Below are 14,629 nucleotides of genomic sequence, written 5' to 3'. Positions count from 1 at the left end.
ATAACCAGCGGACGTATCGAAGCCACATCGGCGTCGCGCATTCAGGCCCAGCCGTCCGACAGGTGGCTGAGATAAGCCTTTTTAATCATGTGCAGGCACTGCAACCGGTGGAACCGGGCTTGGTGTCCGGCTCTGCAAAAGTTCGCCACGCTCTTCCAGAACGGGATAGGCTGCGGCGGCAACGAGGTGGGAATTGATCTGCTTGAGGTCGCGCAGAAGGTCGAGGTGAAGTGAGCTGGTCTCGGCGGTCTCGATCCCGCCCTGGCGCAAACGCTGGAAATGGGCTTCCGTCCCCTCGCGCTCCGCCTTGCGGAAAATCACCTTCTCCTCCGCCAGCATGCGGGCGGCACTTTCATTCTGCGTCATGAACAGGGCAGCCGCCGTCTGGAGGTTCGACTGCAATCGGTCGAACAATGTTGCGAGTTCGAGCTGTCCTTCCTTCGAGAAGCTCAAACCTCGGCGCAGGCGTTTTGCCAGGTGCGGCAGAAGGTTCTGGTCGAGCACGTCGCCGGCATGTTCCATGTTCATCGAAAACAGCAGTATTTCGTTCAGGCGCCGCCGGTCGGCTTCGCCGAGCTCATCGGGATCGATCGATGTCAGATAGGTCTTTACCGCCGTGTTCAGGCTATCGAGGATATTGTCCAGCGACCGCAATCGCGTCAGCGCCTTTCGATCCGTGTCCGACAAGGCAGACTTGGCGCCTGCAAGCATTTCCGAGAGCACGTCCACCAGTCTCAGCGCCTCGCGCGCTGCCGCGCCGAGAGCAACCACGGGCGTTTCCTTGGCCGCCGGATCGAGATATCTCGGGCGGGTCGGATCGGCCTCGTCGATCTTCTGCGGCAGCAACTTGGTCAATAGATCGGCATAGGGCCGCAATAGCGGCATGAACACCACGGCCAAAACGACATTGAAGGCAGTATGAAAATTGGCGACAGCGCGGGCGCTGTCGCTATCGATCATTGCCGAAAGGCGCGCGGCTGGTTCCAGCAGGCCGATCATCGCGATCACACCGACAATGCGCGTCAACATATTGCCGATGGGCAGCCGCTTCACCGATAGATCCGTTCCCGATTGCCCTTCGATGAGTGGGTTGATCGCGGTGCCGAGATTGGCGCCGAGAACGAGTGCAAAGGCCTGGTCGACATCGACGAGCCCCTTGCTTGCAAGCGACATGATGAGCAGCACCACGGCCACGCTGGAATGGGCAGCCCATGTCAGAATGGCTGCGAGAAGCATACTCAGCACCGGCGTCGCAGCGATCGCATCAAGGACGTAGGCGAGCGCCTTCGATCCCTCATACTGCGTCATGAGGTCGAGGAGCTGATGCAGCGCCAGAAGCATGAAGCCAAGCCCGATCATGACGCGGCCAAGATCGTGCACGCGTGAATTCCCGGTTCGGCGGAACATCAGCACGCCGATCAGGATCAGCGCCGGCGAAGCCGCTGCGACGTTGAAAGATAACACCTGGACGATCAACGTCGTGCCGACATTCGCTCCCAGCATGACGGCAAGCGCCGGCACGAGATCCACCAGCCCGCCGGCTGCAAAGCCCGAAGCCATGAGACCGGTAGCGGTACTGCTCTGCAGGATGGCAGTGACGCCGATCCCGGCAAAAAATGCCTTCGTGCGATTGCTGAGCGCGCGGCCGAGAAAGGAGCGCAGATCGGGGCCGAAGGCGCGCTGGATACCGGTCTGCACCATGCGCGTACCCCAGAGCAAAAGGGCGATGTGGCCGGCCAGAGCAACGAGGCCGAGAATAAGCGCCATGATGGACCTCCATTTGCCTGCGATCCCGGACAAATGCCGAGCATCAATATCGCGATTATCTAACTTTCTTTAGCCGACTATGTTTCTTTGTCTTGACGTCTTTTGCAAGGCCAGATTGTCACAAACCAATAGAATAAGAATTTTTGCATTAAAATCATAATGATAGGCCACCCCTGAATCCTATCATCGTTCATTAGGAATATCCATTTTTCCGGGAGAGGCCGGCCTGAAAACGACGCTTTTCTGTCTGCGACGAGATTGTCTGAGGATCGCCGCTTTGCCTTTTTGCTTTGATCCGTCCAAGGTCTGGCCAATATAGCACAAAAGCCTCCACATGCCGTGCGGCGGGCCCACCCACGGCCACCGGTTGGAAAGGTAGACTGGCGAGGAGTTCGAGATGACGCATTTTATCTGCATTACATGTGGCACACAGTTCGGCGAAGGCGACGGGCCACCTCCGGCCTGCCCAATCTGTGAAGACGAGCGTCAGTTCGTACCTCAATCGGGGCAGGAATGGACCGATATGGCGAGCCTCGGCCAGAAGCATGAGGTAATCTGGAGCGAGGAAGCCGAAGGCGTTTTCAGTCTGCAGATCTCGCCCCATTTCGGCATTGGCCAGCGCGTCTTTCTGGTCAAAGGACCTAACGGCAATATCCTCTGGGACTGCCTCAGCCTTATCGACGAGCCCAGCAAGGCACGGATCGCCACCATGGGCGGCTTAAGCGCGATCGCGATCTCCCACCCTCATTTCTATTCATCGATGACCGGATGGAGTGCCGCCTGCGGAGGCGTGCCGATTTATATCCATGCCAATGATAGCGAATGGGTGCAAAGGCGCGATGCGGCGCTACGTCCATGGACAGGCGAGACACTGTCGATTGGACAGGCAACCATGATCCGCTGTGGCGGCCATTTCGACGGCAGTTGCGTGCTCCATTGCCCCTGGCTCGAAGGCGGGCGCGGCGCGCTCTTCGTCGGCGACACGATGCAGGTGACCATGGACCGCAAGTTCGTCAGCTTCATGCGCAGCTACCCAAATCTTGTTCCGCTCGACGCCAAGGCCGTGACGGCGATATCGGAAACCATCCGACCCTATCGTTTCGAAGCGATCTACGGCGCATTTCCCGGTCGAACGGTCGAGAGCGACGGCAACGGCGTGGTGGAACGTTCCGCGGAGAGATATCGGCAGGCGATCGCAAGTTGAGAATTTGCAACCGATGCTCCACCTCAAGCATAGGCCCACTCATACATGAAACAGAAAACACCAATGCGGCGCACACCGGATGCCGCGCTTGCCGCCGCCATTGCCTCAGGGGTCACTGGTTGCACACCGGTTGCCGTTAGACGCTTCACAACCGGTGCACGGCACTATGTCTTCGATCTTCAGTTCGCTGACCGGCGTCCAGCCGTCGTCCGCATAGGTGAGCCATCGGCTCGGGCTGAAATGGCCGGTGCAGTTTATCTTTCGGGATTATTGCGGCCCGGAGGTGTGCCGCTACCAGCCATTCTGGCCGAAAATATCGACGCAGAGTTTCCCTGGCTTCTGCTAGAACGCTTTCCCGGCATGGATCTGGGTTCTGTCATCTTAAACCTCTCGGAAGAGAAGCTCGATGCGATTGCCTCACAGGTGGCGCATGCTCAGGCCATCACAGCAAGAACCAAGTCCGCGGGGCGCTACGGATATGCCGCACGAGCGGAACAAGCGCCGCATGGCACATGGTCGCAAGTGTTGCTTGCCAATCTTGCGCGTTCGCGAGGCCGGATCGGATCTGCCGGATTGTTTGACATCGGGCTGGTTGACGCAATCGAACATGAGGTCGCTGCCAGACGCGGAGAGCTCGACAAGATCGAAGCCACACCTTTCCTCCACGACACCACGACGAAGAATGTGATTGTGACACCAGAAGGCGCGTTCAGCGGCATCGTCGATGTCGATGATCTTTGCTTTGGCGATCCACGTTATCCTGCCGCTTTAACACTGGCTGCTCTGATGGCCTATGGTGGCCCCATGAGCTATGTCTTTGCGTGGCTCCGGCATGCCGGGCAAACCGATGACCGGCTTTTTCGTCTCTATACGAGCGTCCTCCTACTGGACCTGATGGCCGAGCATGGCCACATTTTCAACGGCAACGAGACTCCATCAGCGCCTGCAGTTCGAGCAAGGATGCAACACGCGCTTGAACTGAATCTCAAACTCGTACGGTCATGAACGCTGTATAAATCAGGTTTCACTGCACTCCGGCGACCAATCTGCGATATCCATCCTTGTTTCCAGACCAATCGGCCGCGCCGAATTAGAGCCTCTCGACGTTTCCTCGAATCGTGAAAACGCCATGCACTTTCCTGGAATTGCTCTAATTTTCCAGCGCCGCCTGCTTGTCCTTGACCAGCCGCGTCGGCAAATTGACGGTGACGGACAGCCCTCCGAGGCTGGAGCGGGCGAGCGTCAGCTTGCCGTCATAGGCTTCGACCAGATCCTTGGCGATCGCCAGGCCGAAGCCGGTTCCGGCGATGCTTTCGTCGAGCCGCCTGCCGCGCCGGATGAAAGCCATTTCCGCATCCTCGGGCAAACCCGGGCCATCGTCCTCGATGCACAGTTCCACGCCCTCGGGCAACTGCGATAGGCGAACCTTGACCTTGCCGGCCGCCCATTTCCTGGCATTGTCGATCAGATTGCCGGTGATGTCGGCAAAATCCGCCTCATCGATCGCCAGCCACATCTCCGGCGGCGCCACGAGCTCGAAATCGATTTTCCGCTCGGCCGAGAGACGACGCATGACCGAGATGATCTTCTGGAGATCGGCGCTGGCATCCATGACGCCGACGGTATGGGCGGCGGCGAGGCTTGCGCGGGTTTGCGCAAGCGTTCGCTTGATCTGCGCCTCCATCCGGCTCACCTCCGTCTGGATCGCCGCAGCCCGCTCCGACATGCCCTCCTCGGAGAGAATACGCGCGGTCGCCTCAAGCGCTGCGAGCGGGGTCTTCAGGCCATGCGCGAGATCGCCGGCGCGCGCACGCGCCTGTGTCAGTTGGGTTTCGCGCGATGCGAGCAGGCCGTTGAGGTCGTCCACGAGAGGCTGGACTTCTCGCGGAAACTGACCGGTGATCTTGCGTGCGGATCGCTCCTGTACCGCCATCAGGGCCGTGCGCAGGTCATTGAGCGGCCGCAGCCCATATCGCAGGAATACCACGACTGCCCCGATCAGGGCGACTGACAGCACGCCAAGAGAGGGCGCCATAGCATAGAAGAAGCGCCAGCGCGCCGGTGCAAGCTCGCTGTTGTCGAGCGCCATGACGATATCGACCATCTGGTCGCCCGTGGCCGAGGGGATCGAAATGGACCGTTCGACGGCGAGAAGACGGCTGCCGTTTGGCCCTTTCATATCCGTCGCCCGTCCGGCATCGCGAGGCCGGGCACGCAGCCAAGGCAAGTTCTGCTCCCAGAGCGATTGGGAGCGCAGCTCGACAGTGCCATTGCGGCCGACCTGCCAATAGAAGCCACCATTCGGAATGCCGAAGCGGGGATCGGTCGGCATGTCATCAAGGAAGAGCTGATTGGACGAATTGATATCGACTGCGGCCAGAAGAACGCGCAACTCTTCGTCTATCTCCGAGAGGGCGAGAGCCCTGACGGCCAGCCCGGAAATGGCATTGATGCCGACCCCCGCCAGAAAGGTTGCGACGATGATCGCCACCACCGAACCCAGCAGCAACCGCCCTCGCAGCGAGAACGGTGTCATGATGGCGGCGCCTCGCGCGGGATGATGTAGCCCTGGCCGCGCCGGGTCTCGATGACGGTGCCATCGAACTTGCGCCTAAGGCGTGCGACGACCACTTCGAGCGCGTTCGACAGAAGCTCCGTCTCTTCGTCATAGATGCTGTCGGCGATCTGCGTTCGGGAAAGCACGGTGCCGGCATTGTGCATCAGATGGGCAAGAAGTCGGTATTCCAGCGCCGTCACCTGAACCGGCTGCCCGCGAAACGAAACGGTGCGCTGGCGTGTATCGAGCTCCAGCACGCCATTAGAAAGGATCGGGGAGGACTGCCCCGCGGCGCGGCGCATCAGGGCGCGCACGCGGGCCAGAAGCTCCTCCATACGGAAGGGCTTGGTCAGATAATCGTCGGCACCCGCATCCATGCCGTCGACCTTGTCGCGCCAGCCATCTCGCGCCGTCAGTATGATAACAGGCATGCCCCGCTTTTCTGCGCGCCAACGCCGCAGCACCGTCAGGCCGTCAAGCTTCGGAAGTCCGAGATCGAGGATGACAAGATCAAAATGCTCGATATCGCCGCGATACCAGGCTTCCTCGCCGTTGCTCACGGTCGAGACGACATAGTGCTGATCCTCCAGGCAGCGGCGCATATCCGCCACGATACTGGGCTCATCCTCAGCAATCAGAATGCGCATTCTCAGCGTCTCTCGATCACGGCGAGCGTTGCGCCGTCGAGTACTATATCACCACGTTTGCCATCCGGCTTCAACACACGCACGGCGTAGGCTTGGCGTCCGGCCCGGCGCACCCGCTTGATTCGCAGCACCTTGCCCGGCATCTCGCGCGCAACGACCGCATAGATGTCGCGCAGCGGCCGCAAACTGCCGGCATCTTCGACCAGAACACTGCTATGCGAACGAGCTAATACCTGCATGCCTGGCGAGCTCAGCAAAGCCGCCACCAAGAGAACGGACAGCCAGCGGGGCCAGCCAGCTCTTCGCCCGAATATGCGCAACGATATCAATATCAATCCTTCTTCCGAGATAGCACGCAGGGCTCGCCCCGCAGCAAACCAAGCATAGCTTTCCCAACATTACAATTCACTGACAACGCCCGTAAGAGAGCTGCAAATTGAAAGGTGTATAAGCATCGATAGATGGCACGCCGATTGTGCCGAGTTTCGTTCCGCAGAAGTTACCATGACTATCCAGATTTCGTCGATTACCCCAAATGCCAGCCTCTCGGTTTTCTCAGGCGGCATTCGGCCTGAGTTCGTCCGCAATGAAACCCTGGTGGACATCTTCAAGGCAACGGTCGCCCGCAGCCCCGACAAGACGGCACTGACCCTGATCGGAACCGACCGGGCGATGACCTATGCCGAACTAGACCGGCTCTCCGACGAGGCGGCGCGCGCGCTCAGCCGTCGCGGTATCGGCTCCGGCGATTTCGTCGGCCTTTGGTTCCAGCGCTCCCTTGAGCTACATGTCGCGCTTCTGGCGATTCTCAAGGCCGGAGCTGCCTATATTCCCTTCGATGCGTCTGCCCCTGCCGACCGCGTGGCCGTCAGCCTCGCCGATTGCGGCGCGAAATGGCTGCTGACGCATGACGAAAAGGTGGCCCTCGCCCCCGAATTCGACGGCCAGACGCTGATCCTCAAGACACTGCTCGCAGAAGACGATGATGGCATTGCGCTGCGCGCCGCCACTCACGACGATCCCGCCTACGCCATCTATACGTCCGGCTCCACGGGCAAGCCGAAGGGCATCGTCGTCACGCACCGGAACATCTGCCATTATCTGCGGGCCGGCAACGATGTCCTCGGCATGGTCGAATCAGACGTCGTTCTTCAGCAGGCTTCGGTCGCCTTCGACCTTTCGCTTGAAGAGATATTCGTTCCCTATCTGGTCGGCGCAACGCTGAAAGTGGCGACATCCGCCGTCATGGCCGAGCTGGACAGGCTCGCAGATGTGCTGGAAGCGGAAAAGATCACGGTCATTGACACCGTGCCGACGCTGCTCACCATGCTGGAACGCGATGTCGAAAGCCTGCGCGTCATCATCGTCGGCGGCGAGGCCTGCCCTCCGGCAATCGTCAGCCGCTTCTCCAAGCCGGGCCGACGCCTGATCAATACCTACGGCCCGACTGAGACGACGGTGGTCGCGACCTACGCGGAACTCGATTCTTCCCGACCGATCACGATCGGCTGCCCCATCGCCAACACGACTGCCTACGTCGTCGACGAAAACCTGCAGCTCGTTGCTCGCGGCGATACCGGCGAATTGCTGATCGGCGGACCGGGCGTTGCTGCCGGCTACAGAAACCTGCCGCAGCTGACCGCCGCGAAGTTTATCTCCAACCCCTTTGCCGGCCATGACGACCCGGTGCTTTACCGCAGCGGCGACGCTGTTCTGATGGACGAGGAAGGGCAGCTCCATTTCCTCGGGCGCATCGACGACCAAGTCAAGATTCGCGGCTATCGCATCGAACTCGGCGAGATCGAAACCGTCGTCGGCGAACTTCCTGACGTGAAGGCCGCATCCGTCGTCGTCCATCGGCCGCCGGATGGTGAGGAGATGCTGGTCGCCCACATCGTTACCACGGGCAGCAGCTTCGATCGCGACAAGGCGCGCGCCGTGCTTGCAGCCAAGCTGCCGCCCTACATGGTGCCGGCCGCCTGGCATAGCCATGTCTCGCTGCCGCGGCTTCCCTCCGGCAAGATCGACCGCAAGACGCTTGCCGCCATTCCGCTGGTGGCCGATCAGCCAACCCAGGCACAAGAGCCGCCGCGCACGTGGACAGAAGCACAGCTGCTGAAGGCCGCCACGGAAGCGCTTCGGCTGCGCTCAATCGGTTTCGAAGCGGACTTCTTCACCGAGCTCGGCGGCCATTCCATGCTGGCGGCGCGTTTTGTTTCCGAAGTACGCAAGATCCCGCTGCTCGCCAGCATTGCCCTGCGCGACGTCTATGCCGGCCGCACCCTGCGCGGCATTGCCGCGATCCTGGAGCAGCGCGTGGAGAGCACCTCGGGACAGGAGCGCAAGAATTTCGAACCGGTACCCTTGCGCCGGCGTTTTCTCTGCGGTCTCGCTCAGGCCGTGGTATTGCCCTTCATCGTTGCGATCGCAACGCTGCAATGGATAGGCCTGCTGCTCGCCTCGATCCTGCTGATCGACGACGGTGCATCGCTCTGGAATGAAATCCTCATTCTCGGCGGCGTCTACCTCGCTCTCAATCTCGGCGAGAAACTGATCGTCATCGCCCTCAAATGGCTTGTCATCGGCCGCACAAAGCCCGGCGTCTATCCGCTCTGGGGCACCTATTATTTCCGCATCTGGCTGATGCAGCGCATCGTTCAGCTCACCGCTCCGAAATTCCTCAAAGGCTCGCCGCTCATTCGCGTCTATATGCGAGCACTCGGCGCCAAGGTCGGCAAGGATGCGATGATCGACGAGTTCGAGGAAGGCGCGATCGACCTTGTGCGCATCGGCGCAAGATCTAGCCTCGGCGTCAAGATCAAGCTCGCCAATGTCGAAGTCATCGGCAATGAGATCCATGTCGGCACGATCGATATCGGCGAAGGCGTGCAGGTCGGCAATGGCTCCGTTATCGGCCATAACGTCAAGATCGACGACGGCGCCGTCATCGGCGATCTGACGGCGATTGCCGCTGGAACGTATGTGGAAGCCCATACGCGCTGGGACGGTTCGCCGGCGCGCGAGACGGGTCGTGTAGAGCACGAGGACGTGCCCGCTCATCCGGAGCTTGGAACCGTCGGACGCGTCTTCCAGTTCTCAGCCTATTTCGTCGCCTACAATCTCAGCCTCGTCGTCGGTCTGCTGCCGATCTTCCCGGCCTTTTATCTCTTCACCGCCGTCCAGCAGATTTACGCACCCGGCTCCGACGAGGCCTTGTCCTGGGGCATGATCGCCGCGCTCTCCTGGCCGGCCGCTTTCCTGCTGATCGTCGTGTCCATGGCCGTCGTCGTGGCGCTCAGATGGGTGCTGTTGCCTCGCGTCGTACCAGGCCGTTATTCCATCTTCGGCAATCTCTATTTCCGCAAATGGGTCGTCGGCCTGACCACAGAGGCCATGCTAGAAACCCTGAATTCGCTCTACGCCACCGTCTTCATGCGCAATTGGTACCGTCTGATGGGGGCCAAGATCGGCAAGGGCACGGAGATTTCGGCAAACTTCGCCGGTCGATACGACCTTATCGAAATGGGCCGCGACAACTTCATCGGTGACGAGACCATCTTCGGCGACGAGGAAATCCAGAACGGTTGGATGATACTCAAGCGCCTTAAGACCGGTGATCGCTGCTTCTTCGGCAACTCCTCCGTCATCTCGCAGGGTGCCGTGATCGAAAGCGATTCGCTCATCGGTATCAAGACGCGCCTGCCCGACTCCCTGCACGTCAAGTCTGGCGAAACCTGGTGCGGCAGCCCCGCTTTCCAGTTCCCGACGCGCGAGAGGCTGCAGGCGGCCGCCAACACCACCTATGCACCGCCGCTCCGCATGCGCCTTGTACGCATCCTGTTCGAGGCCATGCACACGTCGCTGCCGACCGCCATCCTCATCGTCATGGCACTTGCCATGTCCGACATGTTGGCCAACGAAATCGACAACGGTGCCTGGGGCAGCCTGTTCTGGACCCTGATGGCCGCGGGCCTGGCGACCTCCGGTATCCTGTATCTCGTTGCCGTCGCATTCAAATGGACGCTGATTGGCACCTACAAGCCGATGAACCGGCCGATGTGGTCATGGTGGGCCATGCGCACCGAAGCCGTCGCGGTCTTCTACGGCGGCCTCGCCAGCAAGATGCTGCTCGACTATCTGCGCGGTACGCCCTTCCTGCCCTGGCTGCTCCGTCCCTTCGGCACCAAGATCGGCCAAGGGGCATGGATCAACAGCACCGATATCTGCGAGTTCGATTGCACCCATATCGGCGACCATGCGGTCCTCAATATGGGCTCCTGCCCGCAGACCCATCTCTATGAAGACCGCATCATGAAGGTCGGCCGCATCACGATCGGCGACGGCGTCTCCATCGGCTCAGGCAGCACCGTGCTTTACGAGGCCAATGTGGGCAATTTCGCCGAAATCGGACTGTTGACACTGGTCATGAAGGGCGAGGCCATCCCGCAAGGAACGTCATGGGTCGGCGCACCCGCCCAGGCGGTTCAAACCGAGCAAGAGCCGGCTCCCGTTGCTCAGAAAGAGGCCCTGCCCTCCGCCGCAGCGTGAGCGTGGGATGACGGCCCCTCGATTCGAGGTCGTCCTGACGGTCGCAGATGCGATCGCCATCCTCGTCCGCCCGATGCCTGGCGGGCGAGCGGAGCGTGATCAGATCGCGCAAACAGCCTTGAGGACAGCTACGCGGCGGGACGATCTTTCCATCTATCGCCGACCGAGCGAGCGGCCGGCGCTAAGGCAGCCCTATCACGAGCTGGGTGTTTCGCTTTCACATCGCACCGATCTGCTGCTGGCGGGCTTTGCGCCCAATAATGCTGTCGGCGTGGATATAGAGGTCGAAGATATCAACGGCTTCGAGCCGGTAGCGTTTGCCGCCGACCACTTCTCGCCAAGGGAAGCGGCCGCGGTTGCCACGTTCGATAGCGCGATCGCGCTGGAAGTCTGCTACCGCCTCTGGGTCGCCAAGGAGGCTGCGCTGAAGATCAGCGGCCGCGGCATCTTCGACGGGCTGGACGAACCTGATCTGGCGACCCAACTGAACCTCCTGCGCAGCGATGGCGCGACCATCCGTCTTGGCGCTGGATCGCGGCTGCCGCCAATTGCGCTCACCGTAACCCGACTGGGCGGGACCGCGGATCAAGCCGTCTATTGCGCCCTTGCCAGGGATATGAGCTGAACGCCCATTGCTCGATAGGAAGCATTTCGGCCGGCACGACGTGGTTTGAAGCCGCGTCCCATCCATACCGTAGATTTCACGGCCGCGGCGGCGCGTCTGTGTCTTGGCGCGAAGCAAACCAGTTTGCCAGGGTCGCGCCGGAAATATTGTGCCAGACGGAGAAGATCGCACTCGGAACGGCAGCGATCGGCGAGAAATAGGCTGTGGCCAGCGCTGCACCCAGGCCTGAATTCTGCATGCCCACTTCGATCGCCAGCGCCTTGCGTTTGTAGAAATTGAGGCCGAGCACCTTCGAGGCATAATAGCCGAAGAGGTAGCCGAGACCGTTGTGCAGGACGACGACGGCGAAGATCAGCAGGCCGGACTGCACGATGGCCGCCTTCGAGGCACCAACGACGGCGGCAACGATCAGCACGATGCCGATGACGCTGACGAGAGGCAGGACCGGGATCGCCGCACGAACCAGACCGGGCACGGCCTTTTGCGCGATGAAGCCAAGCAGCAGCGGCACGATGATGACCTGCACGATACTGATGAACATCGACCAGGCATTGACAGGCAGATACTGGCTCGCGAACATCCATACAAGGAACGGCGTGACGATGGGCGCTGCGAGCGTCGTCACACTCGTGCAGGCGACCGACAGCGCCACATCGCCACGGGCAAGATAGGTCATGACATTGCTCGAGGTGCCGCCTGGGCAGCAGCCGACCAGAATGACGCCGGCGGCGACCTCCGGCGGCATCGGAATGATCCGCGTCAAAAGCAGTGCCAGCGCCGGCATGATGCCAAAATGTGCGATGACGCCAATCGCGACCTCATGAGGACGACGCGCCAGCTCGCGAAAGTCGTCAACGGATATCGTCAACCCCATGCCGAACATGATGATACCGAGAAGGACGACGATCCAGGGTGCGAACTGCTTGAAGACATCGGGCAGGAAAAAGCCGAGAACGGCAAACAGGCTGACCCATATGGAAAAAGTCTTGCCGACGAAGGCGGAAAAGGATGCCAGGAATTTCATGGAATCTCCGGGGGAAGGAGCATAATGATATTCGGCCGGTCTAAACGCGGCGCATCGCGTGTCAAGGCTTCGAACTGCCCGATCCGTCTATTTACATCGTCGACACGACATAAATCTATTGAAGGGCGCAGCTGGTTTGCCTTGCAAGGAGCAAATGCATGACCGTCACCGATCCCGAACCCATGTCCCGCAGGAAGGCCATATCCTATGCGATCGGTCTGCCACTTGCGCTGCTTGCTCTCGTCTTTTTACCTGTCGGTCGCCTCGACTGGCGGCCCGGATGGGTCTTTATTGTTTTCCTCGTGGTAGTCTACGGCATCGCGATACTGATTATGCAACGGGTAAACCCCGCGATCTTCAGGGCACGCAGCCGCTTCCAGGCCGGGACCAAGCGCTGGGACCTCATCTTGGTCTCGCTCATATGCCTTGGCATGATCGCCGAAATACCGGTTGGAACCCTGGATTCCGGCAGGATGAAATGGTCGGTGATGCCAACCTCCGTCGTGATCCTGGGTTATATCCTGCTTGCGGTCGGCATTGCCCTCGGCACATGGGCCCAGGCCGTTAATCGCTTTTTCGAACCGGGTGTCCGCCTCCAGCGAGAACGCGGTCAGCATGTCATCAGCAATGGTCCCTACGCCTATGTGCGCCATCCAGGCTATGTCAGCGCGATCGTGATCTTTGCCGGGCTGGCGCTGGCGCTCGGTTCCTGGTGGGCTCTAATCCCAGCCGCTTTGGCAAGCGGCGTGCTGATTCTGCGCACCAGCTGGGAGGACGCCCTGCTGCAGGCGGAGCTCGAGGGTTATGCCGATTATGCGGGGCACGTGCGGTTCCGATTGCTGCCGGGTGTCTGGTGATGCTCGCTTTTGGCCGGCGCTAGGCTTTACCAAGCCATAGGGATCGGAGGCCGCCGGCCTCTCCTTTCAGCGGATCTCTGGCTGGCACGCCAAGCTCTTCGATCATAGCTCGCTGTTCGGCCGTGGGCATTTCCCGACAGAGATCAGCCTCCTGACCCGGAGGATAGCCGCCGATCACGAGCAGGTCGTCGCTCGCCTCCAACCGGCAATGGCCGGTTCCGGCCGGCAGCAGCAGGGCATCGCCGGCCTCGATCGTGATTTCCTTGCCGGCGGGTCCGCCGATCATCAGCCGGGCCTGACCTGCCGCGACGCCCAATATTTCGTGGGCCGTGGAATGAAAATGGTGAAAGGAATAGACGCCGTTTCGCCACAGGCCGCCCCACCCATTGGTTCGAAAGAGCCGTTCGAAAGCGTCAGCCCTGTCAGGCCCATCAAGCACCTGACGATAGACGATAGCCGGAAATCGCTGGTTATTGGGGACCCAGCCGGATCGCTCGAATTGGATTGCCTGTTCCATACGATCTCTCCCTGTCGATTGCCATCATAACCGCCGGATCCCGCTGCAGTTCCCGGAAAACCGGGAACGATTGCCTGCGGCTAGGGTTTGGGCCTGGCATTCCAATCGAAGATATAACGAAAGGATAAATCATGCCTTCCATCAATTCCGCACATATCCTCATTCTGGCGACGGATGGCTACGAGCGTTCGGAACTTCGCGTGCCTCTGGACGAACTGAGGAAGCGTGGCGCTGACGTCAAGGTTGCCTCTGTCAAGAAGGATAGTATCAGGAGCTGGGATAAGACCGATTGGGGCGACAGCGTCGACGTCGATCTCATGGCCAAGGATGTCGACGTGAATCAGTTCGATGCGCTGGTGCTGCCGGGCGGCCAGATCAATCCCGACAAGCTGCGCCTTGAAGGAGATGCCATGCGGGTCGTCCGTGAATTCGTGAATTCCGGCAAGGTCGTCGCCGCCATCTGTCACGCACCCTGGCTGCTAGCCGAGGCCGATGCGTTGCGTGGGCGTCAGGCAACCTCCTATTGGTCCATCAAGACAGACGTCAAAAATGCCGGCGCGACCTGGAAGGACGAAAAGGTCGTGACAGATCAGGGCATCATCACCTCGAGATCGCCCGACGACCTTCCTGCTTTCATCGATAAGATCGTCGAAGAGGTTCAAGAAGGTCCGCACCAGCACCGCGCGGCCTGAGCGATCAGCTCTCACGGAACTCGTAGAACCCCGGTATCGAATGTGAACTGACCCCGAAAAGTTGGACTCAACTTTTCGGGGTTTTCGCATTTTCCGCCTCCGATAGAACGGAACCTGCATTAATCGCATATTGACTGGTACGGCTGGCTTTGATCTGTTGACCCAACATGACAATGCCTGATGTCCGCGCG

12 protein-coding genes are annotated in these 14,629 nt (G+C 60.3%); 6 read left to right on the top strand and 6 right to left on the bottom strand.

Going from position 1 to position 14,629, the window contains the following annotated elements:
• Nucleotides 1-81: 81 nt before the first annotated feature.
• Nucleotides 82-1,767 (bottom strand): Na/Pi cotransporter family protein, encoded by a 1,686-nt coding sequence (locus tag PH558_RS23790; protein WP_285206976.1) that lies wholly within the window; start codon nt 1,765-1,767, stop codon nt 82-84.
• 397 nt (nt 1,768-2,164) lie between these two features.
• Here PH558_RS23790 and PH558_RS23785 point away from each other — a divergent pair, with 397 nt between their 5' ends.
• Nucleotides 2,165-2,971 (top strand): MBL fold metallo-hydrolase, encoded by an 807-nt coding sequence (locus PH558_RS23785; protein WP_285206975.1) that lies wholly within the window; start codon nt 2,165-2,167, stop codon nt 2,969-2,971.
• Nucleotides 2,972-3,016: 45 nt separating this feature from the next.
• On the top strand, nt 3,017-3,976 hold the full coding sequence (locus PH558_RS23780) for an aminoglycoside phosphotransferase family protein (protein WP_285206974.1): 960 nt from the start codon (nt 3,017-3,019) through the stop codon (nt 3,974-3,976).
• A gap of 145 nt (nt 3,977-4,121) precedes the next feature.
• Here the strand turns inward: PH558_RS23780 and PH558_RS23775 are convergent, their stop codons facing one another.
• Genes PH558_RS23775 through PH558_RS23765 form a run of 3 tightly spaced genes read right to left on the bottom strand, consistent with a single transcriptional unit; the run spans nt 4,122 to nt 6,414 of the window.
• Nucleotides 4,122-5,507, bottom strand: a complete 1,386-nt coding sequence (locus PH558_RS23775; RefSeq protein WP_285206973.1) for a sensor histidine kinase — start codon at nt 5,505-5,507, stop codon at nt 4,122-4,124.
• Nucleotides 5,504-6,175 (bottom strand): response regulator transcription factor, encoded by a 672-nt coding sequence (locus PH558_RS23770; RefSeq protein WP_285206972.1) that lies wholly within the window; start codon nt 6,173-6,175, stop codon nt 5,504-5,506. The genes PH558_RS23775 and PH558_RS23770 overlap by 4 nt, the downstream gene beginning before the upstream one ends.
• Before the next feature lie 2 nt (nt 6,176-6,177).
• Nucleotides 6,178-6,414 (bottom strand): PepSY domain-containing protein, encoded by a 237-nt coding sequence (locus PH558_RS23765; RefSeq protein ID WP_095438938.1) that lies wholly within the window; start codon nt 6,412-6,414, stop codon nt 6,178-6,180.
• A 265-nt stretch (nt 6,415-6,679) separates the two neighbouring features.
• Here PH558_RS23765 and PH558_RS23760 point away from each other — a divergent pair, with 265 nt between their 5' ends.
• Together PH558_RS23760 and PH558_RS23755 are read left to right on the top strand one after the other, a co-directional pair.
• Complete coding sequence (locus PH558_RS23760) at nt 6,680-10,723, top strand: Pls/PosA family non-ribosomal peptide synthetase (protein ID WP_285206971.1); 4,044 nt, start codon at nt 6,680-6,682, stop codon at nt 10,721-10,723.
• A gap of 7 nt (nt 10,724-10,730) precedes the next feature.
• Nucleotides 10,731-11,348, top strand: coding sequence for a 4'-phosphopantetheinyl transferase family protein (locus PH558_RS23755; protein WP_285206970.1), 618 nt, complete (start codon nt 10,731-10,733; stop codon nt 11,346-11,348).
• 76 nt (nt 11,349-11,424) lie between these two features.
• Here PH558_RS23755 and PH558_RS23750 read toward each other — a convergent pair whose 3' ends face one another.
• On the bottom strand, nt 11,425-12,372 hold the full coding sequence (locus tag PH558_RS23750; protein WP_285206969.1) for a bile acid:sodium symporter family protein: 948 nt from the start codon (nt 12,370-12,372) through the stop codon (nt 11,425-11,427).
• A gap of 158 nt (nt 12,373-12,530) precedes the next feature.
• On the opposite strand from PH558_RS23750, the gene PH558_RS23745 reads away from it, so the two are divergent.
• Nucleotides 12,531-13,229, top strand: coding sequence for a methyltransferase family protein (locus PH558_RS23745; protein WP_285206968.1), 699 nt, complete (start codon nt 12,531-12,533; stop codon nt 13,227-13,229).
• 19 nt (nt 13,230-13,248) lie between these two features.
• On the opposite strand, the gene PH558_RS23740 is transcribed toward PH558_RS23745, so the two are convergent.
• Nucleotides 13,249-13,746 carry a cupin domain-containing protein gene (locus PH558_RS23740; RefSeq protein WP_285206967.1) on the bottom strand — a complete coding sequence of 166 codons (498 nt, stop codon included), beginning with the start codon at nt 13,744-13,746 and terminating at the stop codon, nt 13,249-13,251.
• A gap of 131 nt (nt 13,747-13,877) precedes the next feature.
• On the opposite strand from PH558_RS23740, the gene PH558_RS23735 reads away from it, so the two are divergent.
• The gene (locus tag PH558_RS23735) at nt 13,878-14,438 is read left to right on the top strand and encodes a DJ-1/PfpI/YhbO family deglycase/protease (RefSeq protein ID WP_113408633.1); all 561 of its coding nucleotides are present in this window, start codon (nt 13,878-13,880) and stop codon (nt 14,436-14,438) included.
• Nucleotides 14,439-14,629: the final 191 nt, after the last annotated feature.

Origin of the sequence: Rhizobium pantanalense (assembly GCF_030182525.1) — a bacterium.
GTDB lineage: Bacteria > Pseudomonadota > Alphaproteobacteria > Rhizobiales > Rhizobiaceae > Rhizobium.
Note: the sequence above shows the minus strand (reverse complement) of the source record. Positions and strands in the feature narration are given on the sequence as shown.